This is a genomic window from Flavobacterium sp. HJSW_4 (assembly GCF_042436695.1).
Lineage (GTDB): Bacteria > Bacteroidota > Bacteroidia > Flavobacteriales > Flavobacteriaceae > Flavobacterium.
Genome location: NZ_JBHNPP010000005.1, coordinates 211,617 through 232,747 on the forward strand (window position 1 = coordinate 211,617; position 21,131 = coordinate 232,747).

Genomic DNA, 21,131 nt, shown 5'->3' on the forward strand with positions numbered 1-21,131 from the left:
ACTCAACTAAAGTTCCACTTTTCAAATGAATGGTCTAAGTTTAAAACCTTTATTCGTAAATAAACGTTTTTTCCGTTTTCACAATTCCGTTTTCTTCTATTTGAGAACAAGAAATTGGATAATTTAATTTGTTGTATTTGTATTTTCTGCTCACCGCAACTAAAGCTGTTGATGATGGGCTGAAATTCATTTCGTTGTTATATGAAATTGCTTCAAACTCAAATTCTTCTTCGTGATAAGAAATCATCGGAACGATTACTTTGTAATTATCTCCAAAAAGACTTTGAACTATTAATTGATCAACCGATTTTTTATCATCGTAAGTATATGATTTAGAGATTTTATCTCCCACTAATCCTTTATGTCTCGATACGTTATCGTTTACATAAACATATTCTAATTTTCCGATAATAGCTTTATTTCTATCACGTGAAGTACGTCTTACGATAATTCCGTTTTCAACAAGATATTCAATATCGTCTACTAAGTTTTGGTGATTAGTGCTCTTTTTTGTAGTTACTTTTACCCTTGCTCCTTCATAAACAAACGAAACCACTTTTGTAATATAATTTGGTCCTTCTTGGTATTTTTTTACAAATTTGGTAATGTTCTTATCTGCGTCGTAAGTGTAATTTATGACTTCTTTCCAATCACTTCCAACTTTATCTTTTACTGTCATATCCAGTAATCCATTTTTGTTGTAATAGAAATGCTGTACAACATCTGAAGTAGTTATGGTTTGAAGTTTACCCTCTTTAAAAACCATTGTTTTGTTAACAATTTCTCCGTCTTTAGAGTTTTGGTAATTTGTCTTTACAATGTTAATCTGCTTTAGTTTAACGTCGTCTTGACTGTGCATCAAGCAAGGAAACACCATCATTAAGATGGCAATAAAGTAGGTTTTCATATTTGTTTTTGTATTGATTTGGGACGACCAAAATACAAAATTCAATTAGATTTTCACGTTTTGAAATACAAAAACTACAAACTTTTCAATAATACTTTAAAAATCAACCTATTATTTTCATTATTCTAAATTACTTCTTACTTCTCCCCAAATATCTTTATGTCATCTACCATAAAAGCGCCGTTTAACGTTTTATCTTTTCCAGATCCGATGTACTTAAACGCAATATTTATATTTCCAGAATAAGCAGAAAGATCGATTCCGCCAGAACTTATAAATTCACGGGAAGGTGTTGAAAGTGTCGGGACTTTTGCATCCAATTTTATCCATCTTGCTTTCGTAACACTTGACCCATCAAAATTGGTTGAAATATAAACCTCTAAAGCATTTAAAGGCGAATCAACTTTCAAATCATGTTGCGCACTTCTAAACGAAAGGATAATATTCTTATAACTTGTAAGATCTATTTTAGGCGAAACCAGCCAAGCCACATTCTCGGCTGCAGTGGTGCTTGTAGTATTAAATTCTGCATACCCATTTCCAGAATACACTGTGCTTTCCCATAATTTCGAAGCCTTTTCTACAATATTGCTCCAGCCAGGAAGTACAAAATTCACATTGTTTTTAACGGATTGAAAATCTTCCGAAAAGAATGGCGTACTTCTTTTCCCGTTCATTGCAATGTCACTTTCATAACGAACCATAAATTGATAATCTGAACCAAATTTTGTTAGTATACCTCTAACTTTCCCGTTCCCTTCTGGCACAAAGTGATCTGCAAATTTTGCATAAGCGCTCGTTCTAAAAATAACCTGATTCCCTGTTTTATCTCTCAAATACCAATTGGTTGAACCTCCTACATTATTGGCTTCTTCAAAATAATGGCGTCCTAGCGCTGCTTCGGTAAACTCAACATCGTTTAATTCAATCAAAGTATTGAGCTTATCATCTGAAAGTGCTTCCTCCATAGAAAGAGATTTTACCAACTGATTCTCGTCTATATTGGTACACGAAGCGTTTAATACATTTTTGTACTCATTTTGAGAAATTCTTCCAATTGTTGGATCTCCAGCATTACTCACATACAAACTCCCAATCCTTACACCACCATAATATAAATCTGTAAACTGATTTTTCAGTCTTACATATACTTTATTCCCCACACGATAATCGATAAAAGTATTTGTAGCGTCAATAGATACACTAAAACCAATAGCTGGTACTTTTTCAGTTTCTTTTGTCTGTAATGAAATTGTTTTGAAAAAATTCCCTCCTTCATCGCTCGAAACTACATAAGCTTCAATAATATCATCGTACAAATATTGCTTAGCTGTTGTCCCTGTGAGTTCATATACTTTTTCTGCCGTTTCGTTTGCAGTAAAATTTGGCTGTGTACAAGCTAATTCTGGATTTTCAACTCCTTTACTGCAGCTGAATATTATGGATAAGGTGAAAAATAAAATTAGTTTTTTCATTAGAAATAATTTTTTCAGTTTATAAACCGATTGTAAGATTTAGAAAATAAGTTCGCCCATAACCGTAATAATAGTGTGGGCCAAAAGATGGTGTTCCACTAGACATATCTTGATTTAAGGCTCTAAAATTGGCATTTCTTGCCTGCTCAAAACCGCCTGTTTTATACATTAAATTCAAGACATTATTGACGCTGGCAAAAAGCCCGATGTATTTTTTATGAATACGCCAAGATTTGCCTCCGCTAAGATTCAGCAATCTAATGCTCTTAAATTTTTCTTGTTTTAATAATTCATTTCCTCTTTCGGCAGTTGCCTCTGAAAAAGGAAAGCTATTAACTGGATTGATGTAAAATTGAGAAGTTCGAGAAATTGGGGAAACATCAATATAACTATCTGACAGATAATTAACATTCACGCCCACCCACCAAAACTTTGGATCACGATATTCTAGTCCAAACGAATATGCTTGCTGTGGAGTTCCCGGCTGTTTATAATTCTTTAAAAAAGCGGGCCCAAAATCAAAAGTGGTTTGAGCTCCTTCTTTTGCCCTGTTGGCATCGTTTGTAATCATCACATTTGGATTACTGCTATATACATAATTTCCAAATGCTGCTGATAAATTTGCTTTTAGTGTTGATGAAATTTGATACTCAAAACTTAATTCTGCGCCTGTATTTTTCTTATCCAATTTTGTCAAAGCCTGACTGACAAATGCGTTTGTAGGATTATATTCAGAACCTTTGTCGAAAATTCCCTCAGCATAGAAATAAGACGTTTTTGAAGTATTTTTTATTGTAGAATAGTAAGCTGTTAAACGCAACTTGAGTTTTGAAGATCGGTAAACATAATTGGCTTCAGCACTGCTGATATTCTCACTTTCAATACCATTAACAATGCTATTATTTAAGCGTGCATTCGAAAAAGTATTTCTAAGCGAAGGTGCTCTGGTAAAATGTGCAGCGTTGAAAAACAGCAGCTGCTTTCCTGAAATTTTATACGTGAATCCGCCTTTGAAACCAAAATTCTCAAAATTTACTTTATCGCTTTTTCCTAAAGAAGTCGTTGGATAAAGTCCGTTTTGATATAATCCTTCTCTTTGATAGTCTGACATTGTGTAAGACTGCGCTAAGAAGAATTCTGTTTTATTGTAGCTAAACTTAAACTGAGCAAAAACATCTAAAGTGTTCGCCAATAAATTATAATTATATCCGTAAATATCTCCTTTCCTGACTTGACGATTTGGATGCTGCAAATCTGATTGAGAAAGATTTCCTTTGTAAAACGGATCAATATCTTCAAAATATTCTCCACCAAGAAGATCCAATAAATATTGAAAATTATGCGATTTTAATTTCTTAAAAGTAAATCCGCCATCAAAGGAAATATTTGGTGTAATCTGTGTATTTAAATTTGAATTTAAGGCAAAAGTTCGATCATCTGTTCGGTCTTCATAAAGTACATAGTGGCTTTGTGCAGGCTCATAACCATTGGCTCCAAGCTTCTGATTAGCAAAATACATTTCATCCCAATTTATCTGCGAATTTGTCAAAAAAGCCATTTTACTTTTTTCTGCATTTTCATAATCTGGAGTAAATGCCCCCGAAAATTCACCTTGATCTTTCGCGTAAAGCGAAGTAAAATAACTTGGCATTTTTTTGTAATAAACTGGATCGGGACTATCGCCATTTTGATAATCAATCGTACTGTTTCCTACTTTTCCAAACTGATACATTACCGCCGAATTCAGATTGGTTTTATTATCAATTTTAAAATAATGATTTAGCATAAACAGCGGCTCCTCTACATTTTTTACTCTTGCATTTCGTTTTTCACCATTCTGAAATCCCCAATAGGAGTTGTATTTTTCATCCTTTAGCTCAGCAACTTCGCTGGTATTGGCTGAATTCTTTCCGTGCGAATTTGGTGTATAAAATCCCGTAAAATTAATTGAGTGTCTGCTACTTAATTTCTTTTCCACACTAAGAAAAAAAGAATTGCCATTGAAATCTGTTCCTTCAAAATAACCTTCATCAGTCCAACGTTTTCCTGCTGAAACCACAAAAGCCCATCCTGAAGCATTCATTCCAGAAGCATAAGTTCCGACTGCTCGCCATAAATAAGTAGTATTGCTTCCAGAAAACGTAAGCGATCCTCCTTTTCGATATAAAGATGCACGAGTAAAAATCTGCTGCGTACCTAAAATACCTCCAAAAGTGTAATCGGAAACCGATGTTCCAACTGAGAATTCCTGATTGCGAAGTACATTGTTTAAACCTCCCCAATTGCCCCATTGCGGTCTGCCGTCATAGATTTTATTCATCGTCATTCCGTTAAGCATAACTGTCCCATTTTCGCTATCTAAACCACGAACACGAAATCGAGCTTGCCCCCAATTGAATGCAGAAGCCTGCATAAAAGCATCTTTTGAAGATTGTAAAAGACCTGATGTCATTTCGGACGAACTATTGTCATCAGAAAAATCATTATCTGACAACGTAATCAATGCCGCTGGAGCCTCATCTGAATAAGTATCTTCTAATTGTAAAATACCGAGATCTATATTTTGCCCTGAATTGGACTGAACTTTTAAAAGGAAATCTTTATACCCTTGACTTTTCAGTAAAAGAAGTTTCTCTTTTTGGGGAAATATCTGAAGTTCAAATTTCCCTGTTTTTGATGTGAGCTGCATGACAGCCGTATTTTGTATCGTCACCACTACATTTTCTAGCGGATTTTGCGTTCTAGCATCGATAACAATTCCTGTTACCCTAATTTCCTTCTGCGAAAAAGCAAAATTAAAAAACCATACAATAAAAAAGACTGCGTATTTTTTTACCATTAAAAAATCCAATTTACTTTGAAAAATAATCTTAGGATAGAAATCCTTTATTCAAAAGATAAAATTGGTTTTTGGAAAAAGAGCGTTTAAAAACTCAAGCTATTGCTGAATTCAAATGTAGACAAAATATTTAAAAAACAAATAAATTCTTACAAATTTATTTGTTTTTAATAAATGTTAATCAAAAATAGAGTTAATACTAAGCTCTAATTTTAGAAACCATAAAGGCAATTAGAACACCGAAAATTCCGATAAAGGCAAAAGAAAACTGTAATCCGAAACTTTGTGCAATATGTCCAATTACTGGAGGTCCCATTAAGAAACCTAAGAAACTCACGCTAGAAACAATCGTTAAAGCTTCTCCCGCAGGCACTGTTGGATTTTTCCCTGCAATACTATAAACAGTAGGAACGATCGTTGCAACGCCAAGTCCTACAAACATAAATGCAATAGTACACGGAATAATATAAGGAAGAAAAACAGCTGTAAAAAGTCCGGCTGAAATCATGACACCGCTAATCTGCATAACGCGTTCACGTCCAAATTTATTGATTAATCCGTCGCCTAAAAATCTTCCGCTTGCCATCATAATCATGAAAGAAGTATAACCTAAAACTACCAATGGTCCTGGCGCTTTTACAATATCTTTAAAGTAAACTCCGCTCCAATCGAACATTACACCTTCACTCGCCATACTGCAAAATCCGATTACTCCCAACCAAAGCAAAGCGGTATCTGGTTTTACAAATAGTTTTTTACCTTCTGGTTTTGGTTTTGATTTTTCTTTGGCTCTAACCAAAAATTTAAAGTTAAATGCCACCATTACTAAAACAATTCCAGCCACAATTATAAAATGATGCAACGGACTCAAATCTAAAGTCAGCATTCCTAAACCTACCAATGCGCCAGTGAATCCAGCAAAACTCCACATTCCGTGAAAAGAAGACATGATTGTTTTTTTGAATAAAACTTCGGTATAAACGCCTTGCGTATTTACGGCAATATTGGCAAGATTTCCGAAGACACCAAACAAAAATAATCCTAGTGATAATTGTAATGATGTTGTTGCCAATCCTAAATTGATTAAGCACAAAACATACATTATTAAAGAGAAAACCAAAATGCGATGACTACCAAATTTGGTTACCATTTTTCCTGAAAAGGGCATAACAATTAGCTGTCCAACCGGAAGCGCAAAAAGTATAGATCCTAAATCGCCTTCGGTTAAATGTAAAGCCGTTTTGATATCTGGAATTCTACTCGCCCACGTAGCAAAACTCAAACCCATTCCGAAATAAAACATTCCAACGGCAAAACGAATTCGGTTTAAATATGAAGCTTTTGCTTCTCTAAATACTTTCTTGATTTTGGCTTTGGTCTGAAAAAGCGATAATGGATTAATGTTTATCAGCATATTGAATTTTATTGGAATGTGGTCAAAAATACTAAAAACGCTCGTTAAAGTGCATAAAGCTTAAGGTTATACACAATATATAACGTTATTGTTTATAAATTCACAGGTTTTCCGTTGAATTCATCTTACTAAAATTACAACATTTCGACTTTACTTTTAGAATTGAAGCCAAAAAAAAGACGCACTATTGTGCGTCTCTACTTATTGTATGCCTATTACTTTTTGCTGTGCATTACTCGCAATCGCAGCTTCAATAATCTGCATTACTTTTACGCCTTCATCTGCTGTAACGGGTTCTTTTTTATTGTTTGCAATCGAATCGTAAACGCCATCGAAGAAACTGAAATAATTGCCTTGAAGCGTCGGAATTTTTTCTCTCACAATTTTACCGTCAATTTCGGTATGCAAAAGTCCTTCAAGACTTTCGTCTTCTGTTCCCCAAGAATCTAAATTTGGTTTCTTGCTCGCTTTTAAATCATCCTCTTGAACATCTCCTCTTGGTTTTAAGAAAGAACCTTTTTTTCCGTGTAAAACATATGCAGGATTGGCTTCGCGCACAAAAAAACCAGCTTTTAGACGTACTCTGAAATTAGAATAAAACAAAGTTAAATCGATCCAATCGTCTACAACAGAATTTTCTCTGGTTACGCGAATATCTCCAAAAACAGCTTTCGGACAACCGAACAAACTTACAGCTTGATCAATAATATGAGGGCCTAAATCTTTTAGAACTCCCGCTCCGTCGTTGGCAGTTTCTTTATGCGCTTTCGGGCTTAATAAAGGATTGTAGCGGTCAAAATGAAATTCTGCTTCTACTAAATCTCCTAAAACTCCGTCATTAATTACTTTTTTTATGGTTTTAAAATCGCTATCCCATCTTCTATTTTGAAAAACAGCCAATTTTAAATCTTTTTCTTTGGCAATTTTAGCCAATTCTTTTGCTTCGGCAGCAGTTGTAGTAAACGCTTTTTCGACCACAGCATGTTTTCCTGCTAAAAGGACTTTTTTAGCATATTCATAATGCGTTCCAACTGGCGTATTTACAATTACTAAGTCGACATCGTCGCTTAATAATTCGTCCAGCGAAGCGTAACTTTTTACGTATGGATAATCTTCTTGAATTAATTTTTTGCTTCTTTCCCAAGAACCTAATAATTCAAATCCTTCGTGAATATCTAAAAACGGAGCGTGAAAAACTTTTCCCGACATTCCGTATGATAATAATGCTGTTTTTATCTTTTGCATTGGTATAGTTTTTTTGTTTGCCACGAATTGCACCAATTAACACAAATCGCTACTTATAAAATTTTTAATTCGTGGAAATTCGTCCAATTCGTGGCAAAAACATTTTAAAGTTTAGCTCTTTCGTATTGTTTTGGCCATTGAATATCGTCCTTTAATGCTTTCGCGAAATCTAAAGGCAAGTTCGGATTTCTTAGAGATTCTCTGGCGAATAAAATTAAATCGGCTTGATCCAAATTTAAAATTTCTTCTGCTTGTTTTGCTTCCGTAATTAATCCGACTGCACCTGTTGCGATGTTGGCTTCTTGTTTTACTTTTTCTGCAAAAGGAACCTGATAACCTGGTCCTAATGTTATTTTTTGATGCGAAACCAATCCGCCTGACGAAACATCGATTAAATCTACTCCTTTTTCTTTTAATATTTTAGAAAGCTGAACAGATTCTTCTGGATTCCAACCATTTTCTGCCCAATCGGTTGCTGAAATTCTAACAATTAATGGCAAATCTGAAGGCCATTCTGATTGTACTGCTTCTACAATTTCTAAGGTAAAACGAATTCTATTTTCAAAACTTCCTCCGTATTCGTCTGTTCTCACATTCGTTAAAGGCGATAAAAATTGATGCAATAAATAACCGTGAGCAGCGTGAATTTCTACCACTTGATATCCTGCTTCGACCACTCTTTTTGTAGCGGTTTTGAAATCGGAAATTACTTTTTGAATTCCGTTTTTATCTAAAGCTTCAGGTAGAAATGGTTCTCCTTCGTGATACGGAATCGCACTTGGCGCAACAGTTTGCCATCCGCCTTGAGCAAAATCTAATTTTTTATTTCCCAACCAAGGAGAAGAAACGCTTGCTTTTCGACCAGCATGAGCCAACTGAATTCCAGGAATTGAATTCTGAGAAACAATAAAAGCATTGATTTGTTTTAGTTTTTCGATATGTTCGTCTTTCCAAATTCCAAGATCGGAAGGAGAAATTCTAGCTTCTGGAGAAACTGCAGTTGCTTCCTGAATAATTAGTCCGGCACCGCCTGTTGCACGACTTCCTAAGTGAACGAGATGCCAATCGTTTGCAAATCCGTCAACGGCAGAATACTGGCACATTGGCGAGATAGCGATTCTATTTTTTAAAGTGATTTTTTTTATGGTGAGCGGAGAAAATAATTTCGTTGCCATAGACTTGTAACTTTTAATGATTTTTTACTACCAATTGAGTAAGGCAGTGTTCAAAAAGTAAAGTTACAGTATCTTGATAAAAAGAGAAATCGAAATGTTTATTAATTAACAAACATTTAAAACCTTAAACACTATCTTGCACTCTTATATTAAAATAGAAAACGCTACTTTTGTGCGTTAAATACGAATTAAAAACAAAAAATGGATATAGTTATCAAACTCTCTCAATTTCTATTGAGTTTATCTTTACTTATTATTCTTCATGAATTAGGGCATTTTATCCCTGCTAAATTGTTTAAAACTAGAGTCGAAAAATTTTATTTATTTTTTGATGTTAAATATTCACTTTTCAAAAAGAAAATCGGAGAAACAGAATACGGTATCGGATGGCTTCCGCTTGGAGGTTATGTGAAAATTTCTGGAATGATTGACGAAAGTATGGATAAAGAGCAAATGGCTCTTCCTCCTCAGCCTTGGGAATTTCGTACTAAACCAGCTTGGCAACGTTTAATTATTATGCTTGGCGGTGTTACGGTAAACTTTATTCTAGCTTTTATTATCTATATAGGTATGGCATTTGCTTACGGAGATACTTATATTGCTAACGCTGACTTAAAAGATGGTGTTGCAATTGAAAATCCTGCTATGCTGAAAGCTGGTTTTAAAACGGGTGACAAAATTATTTCTATTGATGGAAAAGCTGTAGAAAATTTTGACAGTGACATGAACATGAATGTGATCATGGCAAAACACGTTTTGATTGAAAGAAACGGACAACAGCAAACGATTACAATGCCAACAGATTTTGTTGATCAGCTTTCTAAAACAGAAAAAGGTCTTCTTGTTGGTATCCGTACACCTTTTGCCATTGCAAAAGTTGATAAAGAATCTCCAAACCAAAATTTGAAACCAAAAGATTTGATTCTTTCCCTTAACGGACAAAAGATTAAATATTTTGATGAAGCTAAAACTTTTTTGGAAGCAAATAAAGGAAAAACAATCTCTGCAATTGTTTTACGTGATTTGAAAGAAACACCGCTTACTTTAAAAGTTAATAATGAAGGTAGACTTGGTGTTGCTTCTGGTGGCTTAGACATGAAATCATTAGAAAAACTAGGATACTATAAAATAAGTACAAAAGAATACGGTTTCTTCGAATCTATTCCGGTTGGTCTTGAAAAAGGGAAAGATCAATTAGTAGGTTACGGAAAACAATTGAAAATGATTTTTAATCCAGAAACTAAAGCTTACAAACAAGTAGGTGGTTTTGCTGCGATTTATAACATTTTTCCAAGTTCTTGGAGCTGGGAAGTATTTTGGTCAATCACGGCTTTATTGTCGATTATGCTTGGAGTTATGAATTTATTGCCAATTCCGGCTCTTGATGGTGGACACGTGATGTTTTTATTGTACGAAATAATTAGTGGCAAAAAACCAAGCGATAAATTCCTAGAGAATGCGCAAATGGTTGGTTTTGTTTTACTTATTTCACTACTACTGTTTGCTAACGGTAACGACATTTACAAAGCGATTGTCGGCAAGTAAAAAAAAGTAAAAAAAAAGAGTGAAAATGTTGTTTAGAAACAAAAAATAGTTTTATATTTGCACTCGCTAAAAAGAGCAACAACTTCCTCCTTAGCTCAGTTGGTTAGAGCATCTGACTGTTAATCAGAGGGTCCTTGGTTCGAGCCCAAGAGGGGGAGCAACTTTTTTTAGCAAACATATTTACCTTTAAGGTGATTCCTCCTTAGCTCAGTTGGTTAGAGCATCTGACTGTTAATCAGAGGGTCCTTGGTTCGAGCCCAAGAGGGGGAGCTTATTAAATACCACTTACAATTGTAAGTGGTATTTTTTTTATATCATATTGACATTTTAATCAGAGCCCCGAAAGCTTTCGGGGTTGGTTCTCCCGATAGCTATCGGGACAAGAGGGGGAGCTTAAAAAAAAGACGATCAAATTGATCGTCTTTTTTTTGTTTAAATCCCAAATCTAGAAATTTCGAATTCCAATATTAAGGACGGCTTTTTTAACCGCAAAGGCGCTAAGATTTACGCAAAGCTCGCAAGTTTGTCATTTCGAACGATGGGGAGAAATCGCAAACAAATTACCCTTAAAAAAGTTGAGCCTTTGTCCCTTTGCAACCCTGCCCCTTTGAACCTTTGAAAAACCTATTTCATAGACAAAGTCTCGCTTTTAAACCTTTTCATTAAAGTATTTGCTTTCTCATTTTCATTTATTGCTTTTAAGGACTGAGCGTATCTGTAATAATATATGACATCCAAATCTTTGGCTTCTTCAAATAATTTCGCGTAATAACCAACCGCTGCGCTTAGATTTCCTTCAAAATAAAACCGATCGGCTACTTTTTTAAGCATATCGATAGATTTATAGCCTTTGTCAAGCACTTTTTCATAGGTGTCGACCATATTAACGGTTACATATTTTGAAGTTGTCGGAGCAGGAGCTGTAATTTCGACTTTAACGGGTTCTACAGGGGCAGACGAACTTGAAACAGTTGTTTTTGTCTCTATTGTATTTGGAGCTACTTTAGGTTTTCTTTTTACGTAATTAGGAATTACTGTTCTAGTATTATTAGGTCCAAGATCGTATGTGTCGACCATGTCCAATTTTGAAACTTGGTAGGTAATAATTCTACCCCCAAAAAGCTTATTGATTCTCTCTTCTACATAATAAGATTGAATGACCAAATCATTGTTAGAAAGACTATCCGTCAATAGTGTCGTTTTTCCTGTTTCCGGAGAAACAGAGGCATTGTTTGCGTGCTGGGCAAAACAACTGAGAGAAAATACGAACGCAAGTGTAACAATAAGTGCTTCATACTTTTTCATGATTTTTGAATAAAATTAATGCTCCAATTAAAAAACTCACATTAAAGTTACTCATTTTCTTCCCTTTAACTTTTATTCTCCTGCCAACGACCTAGAAAACCGATAAAGTACTGCTTTTTAGGAATGGATCATTTGAACGCAGGCTTTTTGTATTTCTTCGTCTGAAAATGGTTCTAAAGCTTTTGCCAACATTTTACTGATTCCAATACAGCTTAGCATTTTAAGTCGTAACTCGCGACTGTTTCCAAATTCTGCTTCTAGAAGATATTCGAAAATTTCGGTTAAGTATTCGGGATGGTTCCTAAATTCTCCGTCGAAACAAATATCTGATACCAATTTCGCTACCGATTCTATTACTTTCTTTTGACTTTCGTTGCTTTCGTTTTCTGTTTTCATGGCGTTTATTATGGTTTTGGTTTTGAATATTTATTGTACGAAAAATTGTATTTTTGCTTTCGCGAAATAAACAATAGAATACCTGAAGACAAAATACAAGAAATGGTATTTCACCAACAAAAGATTGTAATTTACTATAGTCCTAATTTTTAAGGATTTTTAATATCTTTGAAGTATGAGCACAGCAACAAAACCAAAACATATCGGGAGAAACATAAGCCGAATTAGAGAGCTTAGAGGAATGAAACAAGAAGCACTTGCCATTGCCATTGGTTTGAGCCAACAATCTGTTTCTAATATTGAAGGAAGCGAAACGGTTGACGACGAAAAACTAAACGCCATTGCTGAGGCTTTGGGTGTTTCGGCTGATGCGATTAAAAATTATAGTGATGAAGTTGTACTAAACAACATTCAAAATAACCACGAAGGCTCTGTTATTCATAGCGGACCAACTGTAAACCATAACTGCAATTTCAACCCTCTTGATAAAATTGTAGAGCTTTATGAGCGTTTGGTTCAGGCTGAGAAGGATAAAGTGGAGTATTTGGAGAAGTTGATGAAGGGGAAGTAAAATTCTAGTTTTTGAAAAATATATAAAAAAGAGCTTCTTTTAAAAGAGGCTCTTTTTTTGTTTAATTTCAATTGTGTATGGTTTATTATGGAAAACCGTAAAATTAATTCGAGATACACTTTTATCTTAGCATCTAACAAAATAATCCTTTTTAACATTCTCAATAGATTATTTATATCTTTGAAATATTAAGGATGTTTTTTTGTTAAAAAATAAGATATGGGAAAATCAAGATATGAAACCACCTCCGCTTCTGATACTTCAATTGGTTTTGATTATCAATTTTACTATTTTATGTATCTAATTTTAGACTTGAGACATAACGAGAAAATTGGAATAGAGATTAAGGATGATATTCATATTGATTTACAAGGCGGTCGTCTTATACTTATTCAAACAAAACATACAGTTCAAACAAAAAAAGACTTATCTAACATAAACTTAACTGAGCGAGATAAAGATTTATGGAAAACAATTAGCAATTGGACAAAAGTTATTACTGAAAATCCTGATAAAAAAAAATTCATTAATAACACCAAATTCCAATTAATAACCAACAAAGCTACAAGTGCAAATCCCTTTATTACCAATCTTAGAAAAACTGCTAATAGCGACCTAACTATACAAGAGTTTAAAACTTATTTACAAAGTTTAATTGATAGTGGAGAAGACGCAACTATTAATGGCTACATAAAACTATTCAAAAGTCTAAATAATTCTACATTACAAGATTTCGTAAAACAAATTGATCTTAAATTAGACGAAGACAATTTAATTGACAGAATTAAAGAACGCATTTTAGAAAAGATTCTTTTTAAAGAAAGAGTTGATGATGTATTTAATGATTTATATTCTGAATTAAAACTAAATGATTATCTAGAAGTAAAAAAAGGCGATAAAAAAACGCTAACATTTGAAGAATTTGCTTCAAAATTTAGGAAATGCTTTAAAAAAGGATTAACCAATAAACTTCCTATTAGAGATTTTAAAATAATTGCTCCCACTAAAATTGAAGATCAAAAATTTATAATTCAATTATTAGACATCGGTGATATAAATATTAGTGAGAAGGATGAAATACTTGAATATACAATTCAAATGTTTCAATTAATTAATAATTTAAAAAAATGGGAAGAAGACGGAGATATTGTTAATTATGAAATAGAAAACTTTAATAAGCAGTCAATATTAATATGGAAAAATTCTTTTAAACAAAAGTTTAGAGAAATTAAAACGAAACTCAATACTGGAATAAGCGTTGAAGATTTTGAAATTAAATATAAAGCACTTGAGTGCTTAGATGAAATCAGAAAAGCAATTTTATCAATTGATGAAACAGCTTTATCTTTAGAATTAAGTAATGGACATTTTTATCATTTAGCAAATAATGAGCAAATCGGATGGCATCTCAATTGGGAATCAAGATATTAATTTTCCTAAAAACAATCTATTTATTTACAACAATGAAGCAATTTCTACAATTGCTTTAGCTTACTTCATTGCAAAAGTTAAAGTGATTTCAATACCAAAATTCATGTTAATTCTTCCTTTCGTACTTCATGAACAAACATTAAGACAATTAAATAATAATTCAATTAATAGAAGTTTGGAAGAATTTATTATTAAAAAGCCATTACTACTTTCTAATTTCAACTCACGTTACAAAGACTTTCTTCCTCTCTCCATAAACTCAATAACCATTCTTAATGAATTAGAGATAATAGTATTAGATAGAGAATATATTTATTATAACCCAAATGGGAATTTTAAAAGAAAAAGCAATCACGATATTGGTGATAGAGCAAAAAAAATAATGAAAGGTATTGACAATTTAATAGAAATTATAACTCAAAATGATCAAAATTCACTCTACTTAACATTAAAAATCGAACTATGAAGTTTAGAATTAATAAAATTAAAATTTGGTTTAAAAATGATTCTGAGCCTAGAATTTTAGAATTTAAAAATAATAAAGTAAATGTAATAACAGGAGCTAGTGGAACAGGAAAGACAAGTATCTTAGCAATTATTGATTACTGTTTATTATCTACAAGTGCACGAATAGCAGAAACAGCTATAAATGAAAATGTAATTTGGTATGGTATTGATTTCAACATAAACAATAAAAATTTTTCTATTGCTCGAAAACATCCATTAGGAGGAATCGGCTCAAAAGAAGTCTTTTTTTCTGGCACAGGTATACTCCCTGATTTTCCTACGCATAACAATGATATAATCCAAGTAAAAAAAATTCTAGAGCGAGAGTTTGGGATTGACGAAAATTTTAAAATGCCCTATGGAGGTAAACATATAATTTCTGGCAGCAAAATCTCATATAGATATTTTTTACTGTTTAATACTTTATCAGAAGATACAATTGCAAACACAAATGTTTTTTTTGATTTTGATTTATATGATCGTGACAAATATGTAGAAGCACTTGATAGAATTTTTTATTTAGCAATTGGAGTGGACGATGTTGGGAATGTATTGGTTAAAGAAAAAATAAATTCATTAGAAAAAGAACTCTCTAAAATAGAAAAAAGAAAAAAACTGCTTGACAAGGAAGAATTACTTTTTGGAAAAAAAATACAAGAATTGCTACTTCAAGCCCAAAGTTATGATTTAATTGAAAGGAGATTATTCAATAATGAAGATGCATTACTAAAATTAAACAGACTTGTTTCTTCATTAGGACGTGAAATAGAGTATTCAAATAATTCGATGCAGGTTGATGAGCTAAATAGTAAAAAAAGAAGTTTATTTAGAAAATTAAGGAATTTAGAACGTTTTGAAAATGAATATAAACAATATCGTGAAAACTTAAAAAAAGATTACGATAGTCTAAAGCCGATCCAATATATTACAGAAAACTTTGATCAACTTATTCCAACATTAGAATTAACTGCATTTTTATCATCATTAGAAGAATCATTACATAAAATTAAGAATGCAATTTCTAATAAAGTAACAATGGTTACTAACATTAAATCAGAGGTAAAAGAACTAAAAAAACAAATTGATTTTATCGATGAAGAGCTTTCAAAGTATGCATCCAAGAATATTGATTTTAGTAAAGAAATTTATAAATATGTTTTTATCGGAGAAGTTAAATCTCAATTAAGTTTTTATGAAAACAAATGGGATATGGAAGAAGAATCAGTAAATACAGATGAAATCGAAGATGATTTAAATTCCCTTAAAGAGAAAATAAAAGATACCGAAGAAAAAAGAAGAATTCTGCTTTCAGATTTAGAATCTATAATTCAAAATTATTATAACAATTCTAACTCGATGGGAGTTTATAAAAACTATAAAGTTAATTTCGATGTAAGAACAAAAACACTAAAAGTAAGAAAAGAAACTGAACCAATAAGTTTAACTATTGGAAGTAAGTCAAATTATATGTTCTTACATTTATTTTTATTCTTAGGATTACACGAACATTTCATAAATCAAAAAATTAATTTTGTTCCTCAATTTTTAATAATTGATCAGCCTAGTCAACCTTATTATGAAAGCAAGAATTCTGAAAATATAAAAATTGATGATGATAGACAAAAACTTCAGAATGCTTTTAAATTATTAAATGATTTTATTACTAATATTAGTAAAAATTATCATGAAGATTTTCAAATAATTTTGCTAGAACATGCTTCTAAAGATTACTGGGAAGAAAATCAATTAAATAATTTTCATCTAGTTGAAGAATTTAGGGATGGCAATGCTTTAATTCCTAATGAAGCATTTAATTAAAAAAAGCGCCGCAATCCAAAAGATTACGGCGCTTTTCTATTTTCTTTAAAAATCCTCAGGTTAATTAAACCCCTAATTTCTTAGCAATTTCAGCAGGAATTCCTCCTTTGTTTACTAGTAATGCAGTAGTTTTATATTTTACGAAGTTCTTAGTTACAAACAAGAAACCTTTGTAGTCGTTTGTTTCTCCCCAAGAATTTTTTACGATATAGTATTCTTTTCCAGTTTGGTCTTTTGCTAAACCAATAATGTGCATTCCGTGGTCGTCTGTTGTTGTGTAGTTATCAAACGCTGCTTGACGCATTTCTGGAGTAATTTCTGGTTCTGCTTTTGGTCCGTTAAACATGTCTGCTTTTTCTTCTGCAGTCATATCATCGAATTTTTTGTTTGGTACGTAAGCAACACCATTTTTCCAGCTAAAGCTTTTCTCACTAACATCTGTTGCCCAAGCTACAGTGTATCCTTTTTTAAGAGCATTGTCGATAACATCTGTCATATCGTTTACTTTTACGTTGTAAACTTGATCCAATGACCAGTTGTCTGGCACCATCATCGTTGTTTTTTGGTAGTATGGAGCATTTGTGAAAGATGACATTTCTACGTAATCATCTGGGTTAATTCCTACTACTTCTTTAGCAAAAGTTTGCGGCGTATAGTTTTTTCCTTTGTAAGTAAAGTTATCTGGCACTTTTCCTAAGTAAGAATCAATAACAGCTGCGTAAGCTTTTTGCCAGTTTGGAGTTAATTCTCCGTTCGGGTTTTTCACCACTGCTGTAAGAACACTTTCCATAAGCGCACCCATTTCAGCAAATTTGTTTTTGTCTGTTCCGTAATTTAATCCAGTATAAACTTCTCTTGGTACAGTTCCGTATTTTTTATACATATTAATTACATCGTGCAGAGCTCCTCCGTCTCCAAGAGTAATTGCTCCGTGCATACGAACATAGTTTACTCCTTTTTCAACATATACGTTTCTTGCAGAATAAATTTGAGATAACTCAACTGGCTGTTTTCCTAAACGAATCATTTCTGACTCTAAGAATGAGTTTGTTGAGTAGCTCCAACAAGTTCCAGATGATCCTTGAGATTTAACTGATGTTGTTCCTAAGTTAATTACTTCTGTAAATTTGAAGTTCTCTTTACTTTTGTCGCTAGCGTTTAGTTTAAGTGAATTTACTAAAATGTCTTGCGCAAAACAGCCTGCAGTTCCAACGAAAAATACTGAAGCAGCAAACACTGATTTGAATGAAAATGTATTCATAATTTATGTTTAAGATTTAACAAAATTAGTCTTCAATGTTTCTAATTTGTTACAAAACAATTAATTTTTTTGTAATTTATTGCTTTCTAGCGGTTAATTTTTTCATAATCTTTCTTTTGAGATGTAAAAGATTACAAAATATGCAAAAGTGAATGTGTATTTTGAATCCTATTCAGATTATATTTTTAGCTCGCAAATAAAATAGTATTTTGGTTGTCTATAAACGCCACGCAAGAATTTGGAAATGTACGAACTGGAAAAAGAAAAATATCTGGGCAATACCAAAAATATCTTCCATACAGAAGGTCTTGCAGTCGTAGAAACCGAATACCAAAATAAGGTTTACGAAGGCTGGCATTCGCATAATAATGCCCATATTACTCTTTTTCTAAACGGAGGAACAACCGAAAAACGTAAAAACTTTAGCGAAACAGTTGGTCCAGGTTCGTTACTTTTTTACCATAGTGATGAACTGCATTTGAACCAAAATACGCTTTTTCCGTCCAGAAATATTAATATCGAAATTGAAGAAAATCTGCTGAAAGAGCTTGAAATGAATGAAGCTGCTTTAGAAAAATCGGTGCAGAACAGCGTTTATACCAAGTTTTTGATTTTGAAGATTTTTAAGGAAACGCAATCTTCTGATTCTTTTTCTAATGATAATATTCGAATGTTATTTTCGCAGCTTTCCAATTCTACGGATCATTTGGAACGATTTGACAAAAGTCCGTTTTGGGTTAAAAGCCTGAATGAATTGTTGAATGATTGTTGGAACGAAAACCCAAATTTGAATGATTTGGCGCAAGTTTTACATTTAAATCCGATTACAATTTCTAAACATTTTCCGAAATATTTTGGCTGTACTTTGGGCGAATATATGCGCCGAATTAAAATTAACCGTTCGCTTTCGCTAATACAATCCAGCCCAGAAAACTTAACCGAAATAGCGTTCCAATGCGGATTTTCAGATCAAAGCCATTTTATAAGAACTTTTAAAAGTCAGACGGGATTTCTTCCAAAACAATTTCAAAAATTATAAGCGAGGCAAATTTCATTCTATTTTTTGGTTTTTGGGCAATCTACATTTGCTTCAAATTAATACTTAAACCAAATTCAAATGGAAACGCTTACCTTCAAACAAAAAATATCAAATTCATCCATAATTAAAGCTGTTTTGGCTTTACTTATTTTTATGGCAGTTGTTGTAATTGGACAGCAAATCGCCTCAAAATTATTAGCACTAACTCCTCTAGATAAAGGTTTCAGAAATCTGCTAAAAGGACTTCTTGTTTCTTCTGCCTGCATTTTAAGCTACATTTTTTTCTTTCAAAAATTTGAAAAAAGAAGCATTACCGAGTTTGCTGCAAAGGGATTTTTAAAAAATGCTGCTCTCGGAATTTTAATTGGTTTTACGTTACAAGCGTTAACGATTTTAGTTATTTACCTCAACGGAAGCTACAGTGTTGTTGCTGTAAACCCAATTTCATTTATTCTGATTCCGTTTGCTATCATGTTTACCGTGGCAATTATCGAAGAAATATTGGTTCGCGGTATTATCTTTAGAATCATCGAAGAAAAACTAGGAAGCTACATTGCACTTCTTATTTCAGGTCTTTTGTTTGGAATTTTACATCTTGCCAATGCGCACAGTACTATTCTTTCAAGCTTATGCATTACTATGGCTGGATTTTTATTTGGTGCTGCTTTTATTTACAGCCGAAATTTATGGCTTCCAATCGCTTTGCACTTTGCATGGAATTTTACTCAATCTGGAATTTTCGGAGCAATCACATCAGGAAATGAAAAAACAAGCAGTTTATTAGAAGCAAAAATACAAGGACCAGAATTTATAACTGGTGGTGAATTTGGTCCCGAAGGAAGTATTCAAGCCACTATAATTTGTTTAATAGCAACTGTTATTTTGTTAGTTTTAAATGCCAGACAAAATAAAATTATAAAACCATATTGGAAGAAATAAAAAGTTTCTCAATACCCAACTTTGTCAAAGTTTTAAACTTTGACAAAGTTCAAACTGAGACCGAAAACTGAGACTGAGACTAAAAAATTATCGCATCCAATTGCTTCCAAAAACAATATAATACGCCCACTCTTCTGGCCCTTTAGCAACGTCTACACCCATTCTAAGCTTAAATTTTCTAGCTAAAAGATATCTAAAACCAGTTCCGTAACTGTAAACAACAGGTTTGGCAAAGGCTTTGTCCCAATCGTCAAAAGCGCTTGCGAGACCTCCAAATCCCATTACGCTCCATCGTCTGTAGACATCCCATCTTAACTCGGCTTCAGAAACGATACTGGTATTTCCCATGTATCTAGCTGCCGGAATACCTCGCAAATTGATTCCTGGTTTTAAATAAAAAGGCGGACTCCCCAACGCCTGCTCCCCTTCAATCCTTAGTCCGCCAATTAATGTTTTCGCCAACGGATAATACCCTATTGCCGATAAATTTATGCGCCAAGCTTGGTAATCGCTTCCAAGTGCCTTATCTGACCAGAAAAAATCGGACTGAATCCGGATTCCTTTATCTGGTGTAAATATATTGTCACGCCCGTCAAACTGCAGCGCAGCTCCCAACTGACTTATAGTACTTTTAATATCTTTTGGATCAACAAATGGCGGCGGAAGATTAAAATCGGGCAGGTTTATTTTCGAATTTAAAAATAAATATTGCGGTCCTGCACTCCATTTTGCATTTTTAAATTGCTTGAGCCATTGCGTATAAAATATAGTAGATTTAAAATTGAGCTTAAATTCCTGATCGGCCAAGTTTGGTCTATTGTTAGCATAAAATGATAAATTCATATCGCCATAAGCCGCAAAACCACGATATAAGATTTTAGATTTTACCAATGTAGCCGAACGGAAAGCTCCTGCCATCCAGCTTTTATTTGCAGTATACATTCCTAAACCTCCCGTAATATCTGGATTTACAAGACGTTTAGTTCCGTCTTCTTCAATAACTGGAGGGCGTTTTTTTAAGAAAACCGGAGCAACGGCGCCTCCAAATCCGCCAACTGCAGGTTCTGTAATAATGGTTGGCACTACTATAAATCCGTTGGCGTAAATTAGAAAATCACTTAAATCGAAAGCTCCGTCTAGAGAATCTTTAAATACTACTTGGTGTTTCTGCGCGCTTAAAACATTAAACGATAAGATAATCCAAAGCAAAAACAAGATGTTATTTTGTGTCGGTTTTTTGTTTTTCATATAAGATTTTTATCGT

17 protein-coding genes and 2 tRNA genes are annotated in these 21,131 nt (G+C 33.2%); 9 read left to right on the forward strand and 10 right to left on the reverse strand.

Annotated elements, in window-relative coordinates:
• Positions 1–49: 49 nt before the first annotated feature.
• The 6 genes from ACE01P_RS07030 to ACE01P_RS07055 all read right to left on the reverse strand — a co-directional run bounded on the left by ACE01P_RS07030 (position 50) and on the right by ACE01P_RS07055 (position 9,055).
• Positions 50–907, reverse strand: coding sequence for a hypothetical protein (locus ACE01P_RS07030; RefSeq protein WP_379695668.1), 858 nt, complete (start codon positions 905–907; stop codon positions 50–52).
• 137 nt (positions 908–1,044) lie between these two features.
• A complete protein-coding gene (locus ACE01P_RS07035; RefSeq protein WP_379695670.1) occupies positions 1,045–2,382 on the reverse strand; it encodes a DUF5689 domain-containing protein in 1,338 nt (445 codons plus the stop codon).
• Positions 2,383–2,401: 19 nt separating this feature from the next.
• Positions 2,402–5,221, reverse strand: coding sequence for a TonB-dependent receptor domain-containing protein (locus ACE01P_RS07040; protein ID WP_379695672.1), 2,820 nt, complete (start codon positions 5,219–5,221; stop codon positions 2,402–2,404).
• A 199-nt stretch (positions 5,222–5,420) separates the two neighbouring features.
• Positions 5,421–6,635, reverse strand: coding sequence for an MFS transporter (locus ACE01P_RS07045; protein ID WP_379695674.1), 1,215 nt, complete (start codon positions 6,633–6,635; stop codon positions 5,421–5,423).
• A gap of 201 nt (positions 6,636–6,836) precedes the next feature.
• Complete coding sequence (locus ACE01P_RS07050; protein WP_379695676.1) at positions 6,837–7,880, reverse strand: Gfo/Idh/MocA family oxidoreductase; 1,044 nt, start codon at positions 7,878–7,880, stop codon at positions 6,837–6,839.
• 104 nt (positions 7,881–7,984) lie between these two features.
• Positions 7,985–9,055 (reverse strand): NADH:flavin oxidoreductase/NADH oxidase, encoded by a 1,071-nt coding sequence (locus ACE01P_RS07055; protein WP_379695678.1) that lies wholly within the window; start codon positions 9,053–9,055, stop codon positions 7,985–7,987.
• A 201-nt stretch (positions 9,056–9,256) separates the two neighbouring features.
• Here ACE01P_RS07055 and rseP point away from each other — a divergent pair, with 201 nt between their 5' ends.
• From rseP to ACE01P_RS07070, 3 genes are all read left to right on the forward strand, one after another.
• Entirely contained in the window at positions 9,257–10,600 is a 1,344-nt protein-coding gene (gene rseP / locus ACE01P_RS07060) for an RIP metalloprotease RseP (RefSeq protein ID WP_379695680.1), read from the forward strand.
• Positions 10,601–10,684: 84 nt separating this feature from the next.
• A tRNA-Asn gene (locus tag ACE01P_RS07065) sits at positions 10,685–10,758 on the forward strand.
• Between the two features lie 38 nt (positions 10,759–10,796).
• Positions 10,797–10,870 (forward strand) — tRNA-Asn (locus ACE01P_RS07070).
• 354 nt (positions 10,871–11,224) lie between these two features.
• Here the strand turns inward: ACE01P_RS07070 and ACE01P_RS07075 are convergent.
• Positions 11,225–11,905, reverse strand: a complete 681-nt coding sequence (locus ACE01P_RS07075) for a hypothetical protein (RefSeq protein ID WP_379695682.1) — start codon at positions 11,903–11,905, stop codon at positions 11,225–11,227.
• Between the two features lie 117 nt (positions 11,906–12,022).
• Positions 12,023–12,301 carry a hypothetical protein gene (locus ACE01P_RS07080; RefSeq protein ID WP_379695684.1) on the reverse strand — a complete coding sequence of 93 codons (279 nt, stop codon included), beginning with the start codon at positions 12,299–12,301 and terminating at the stop codon, positions 12,023–12,025.
• Positions 12,302–12,476: 175 nt separating this feature from the next.
• Here ACE01P_RS07080 and ACE01P_RS07085 point away from each other — a divergent pair, with 175 nt between their 5' ends.
• The 4 genes from ACE01P_RS07085 to ACE01P_RS07100 all read left to right on the forward strand — a co-directional run bounded on the left by ACE01P_RS07085 (position 12,477) and on the right by ACE01P_RS07100 (position 16,628).
• Entirely contained in the window at positions 12,477–12,872 is a 396-nt protein-coding gene (locus ACE01P_RS07085) for a helix-turn-helix domain-containing protein (RefSeq protein WP_379695686.1), read from the forward strand.
• Between the two features lie 219 nt (positions 12,873–13,091).
• Entirely contained in the window at positions 13,092–14,303 is a 1,212-nt protein-coding gene (locus tag ACE01P_RS07090; RefSeq protein WP_379695688.1) for a hypothetical protein, read from the forward strand.
• Positions 14,260–14,769 carry a three component ABC system middle component gene (locus ACE01P_RS07095; RefSeq protein ID WP_379695690.1) on the forward strand — a complete coding sequence of 170 codons (510 nt, stop codon included), beginning with the start codon at positions 14,260–14,262 and terminating at the stop codon, positions 14,767–14,769. The genes ACE01P_RS07090 and ACE01P_RS07095 overlap by 44 nt, the downstream gene beginning before the upstream one ends.
• The gene (locus ACE01P_RS07100; RefSeq protein ID WP_379695692.1) at positions 14,766–16,628 is read left to right on the forward strand and encodes a DUF3732 domain-containing protein; all 1,863 of its coding nucleotides are present in this window, start codon (positions 14,766–14,768) and stop codon (positions 16,626–16,628) included. The genes ACE01P_RS07095 and ACE01P_RS07100 overlap by 4 nt, the downstream gene beginning before the upstream one ends.
• Before the next feature lie 64 nt (positions 16,629–16,692).
• Here ACE01P_RS07100 and ACE01P_RS07105 read toward each other — a convergent pair whose 3' ends face one another.
• Positions 16,693–17,889: an aminopeptidase C gene (locus tag ACE01P_RS07105; protein WP_379695694.1), complete on the reverse strand. Its 1,197-nt coding sequence runs from the start codon at positions 17,887–17,889 to the stop codon at positions 16,693–16,695.
• Positions 17,890–18,133: 244 nt separating this feature from the next.
• Here ACE01P_RS07105 and ACE01P_RS07110 point away from each other — a divergent pair, with 244 nt between their 5' ends.
• Positions 18,134–18,928 carry a helix-turn-helix transcriptional regulator gene (locus ACE01P_RS07110; protein WP_379695696.1) on the forward strand — a complete coding sequence of 265 codons (795 nt, stop codon included), beginning with the start codon at positions 18,134–18,136 and terminating at the stop codon, positions 18,926–18,928.
• Between the two features lie 78 nt (positions 18,929–19,006).
• Positions 19,007–19,867, forward strand: coding sequence for a CPBP family intramembrane glutamic endopeptidase (locus ACE01P_RS07115; protein ID WP_379695698.1), 861 nt, complete (start codon positions 19,007–19,009; stop codon positions 19,865–19,867).
• 87 nt (positions 19,868–19,954) lie between these two features.
• Here the strand turns inward: ACE01P_RS07115 and ACE01P_RS07120 are convergent, their stop codons facing one another.
• On the reverse strand, positions 19,955–21,115 hold the full coding sequence (locus ACE01P_RS07120; protein WP_379695700.1) for a BamA/TamA family outer membrane protein: 1,161 nt from the start codon (positions 21,113–21,115) through the stop codon (positions 19,955–19,957).
• Between the last annotated feature and the right edge of the window lie 16 nt (positions 21,116–21,131).

Bases quoted from the DNA above. Each gene is read 5' to 3' on its own strand.
- ACE01P_RS07030 (WP_379695668.1), bottom strand. From the start codon at position 907: ATGAAAACCTACTTTATTGCCATCTTAATGATGGTGTTTCCTTGCTTG.
- ACE01P_RS07035 (WP_379695670.1), bottom strand. From the start codon at position 2,382: ATGAAAAAACTAATTTTATTTTTCACCTTATCCATAATATTCAGCTGC.
- ACE01P_RS07040 (WP_379695672.1), bottom strand. From the start codon at position 5,221: ATGGTAAAAAAATACGCAGTCTTTTTTATTGTATGGTTTTTTAATTTT.
- ACE01P_RS07045 (WP_379695674.1), bottom strand. From the start codon at position 6,635: ATGCTGATAAACATTAATCCATTATCGCTTTTTCAGACCAAAGCCAAA.
- ACE01P_RS07050 (WP_379695676.1), bottom strand. From the start codon at position 7,880: ATGCAAAAGATAAAAACAGCATTATTATCATACGGAATGTCGGGAAAA.
- ACE01P_RS07055 (WP_379695678.1), bottom strand. From the start codon at position 9,055: ATGGCAACGAAATTATTTTCTCCGCTCACCATAAAAAAAATCACTTTA.
- rseP (WP_379695680.1), top strand. From the start codon at position 9,257: ATGGATATAGTTATCAAACTCTCTCAATTTCTATTGAGTTTATCTTTA.
- ACE01P_RS07075 (WP_379695682.1), bottom strand. From the start codon at position 11,905: ATGAAAAAGTATGAAGCACTTATTGTTACACTTGCGTTCGTATTTTCT.
- ACE01P_RS07080 (WP_379695684.1), bottom strand. From the start codon at position 12,301: ATGAAAACAGAAAACGAAAGCAACGAAAGTCAAAAGAAAGTAATAGAA.
- ACE01P_RS07085 (WP_379695686.1), top strand. From the start codon at position 12,477: ATGAGCACAGCAACAAAACCAAAACATATCGGGAGAAACATAAGCCGA.
- ACE01P_RS07090 (WP_379695688.1), top strand. From the start codon at position 13,092: ATGGGAAAATCAAGATATGAAACCACCTCCGCTTCTGATACTTCAATT.
- ACE01P_RS07095 (WP_379695690.1), top strand. From the start codon at position 14,260: ATGAGCAAATCGGATGGCATCTCAATTGGGAATCAAGATATTAATTTT.
- ACE01P_RS07100 (WP_379695692.1), top strand. From the start codon at position 14,766: ATGAAGTTTAGAATTAATAAAATTAAAATTTGGTTTAAAAATGATTCT.
- ACE01P_RS07105 (WP_379695694.1), bottom strand. From the start codon at position 17,889: ATGAATACATTTTCATTCAAATCAGTGTTTGCTGCTTCAGTATTTTTC.
- ACE01P_RS07110 (WP_379695696.1), top strand. From the start codon at position 18,134: ATGTACGAACTGGAAAAAGAAAAATATCTGGGCAATACCAAAAATATC.
- ACE01P_RS07115 (WP_379695698.1), top strand. From the start codon at position 19,007: ATGGAAACGCTTACCTTCAAACAAAAAATATCAAATTCATCCATAATT.
- ACE01P_RS07120 (WP_379695700.1), bottom strand. From the start codon at position 21,115: ATGAAAAACAAAAAACCGACACAAAATAACATCTTGTTTTTGCTTTGG.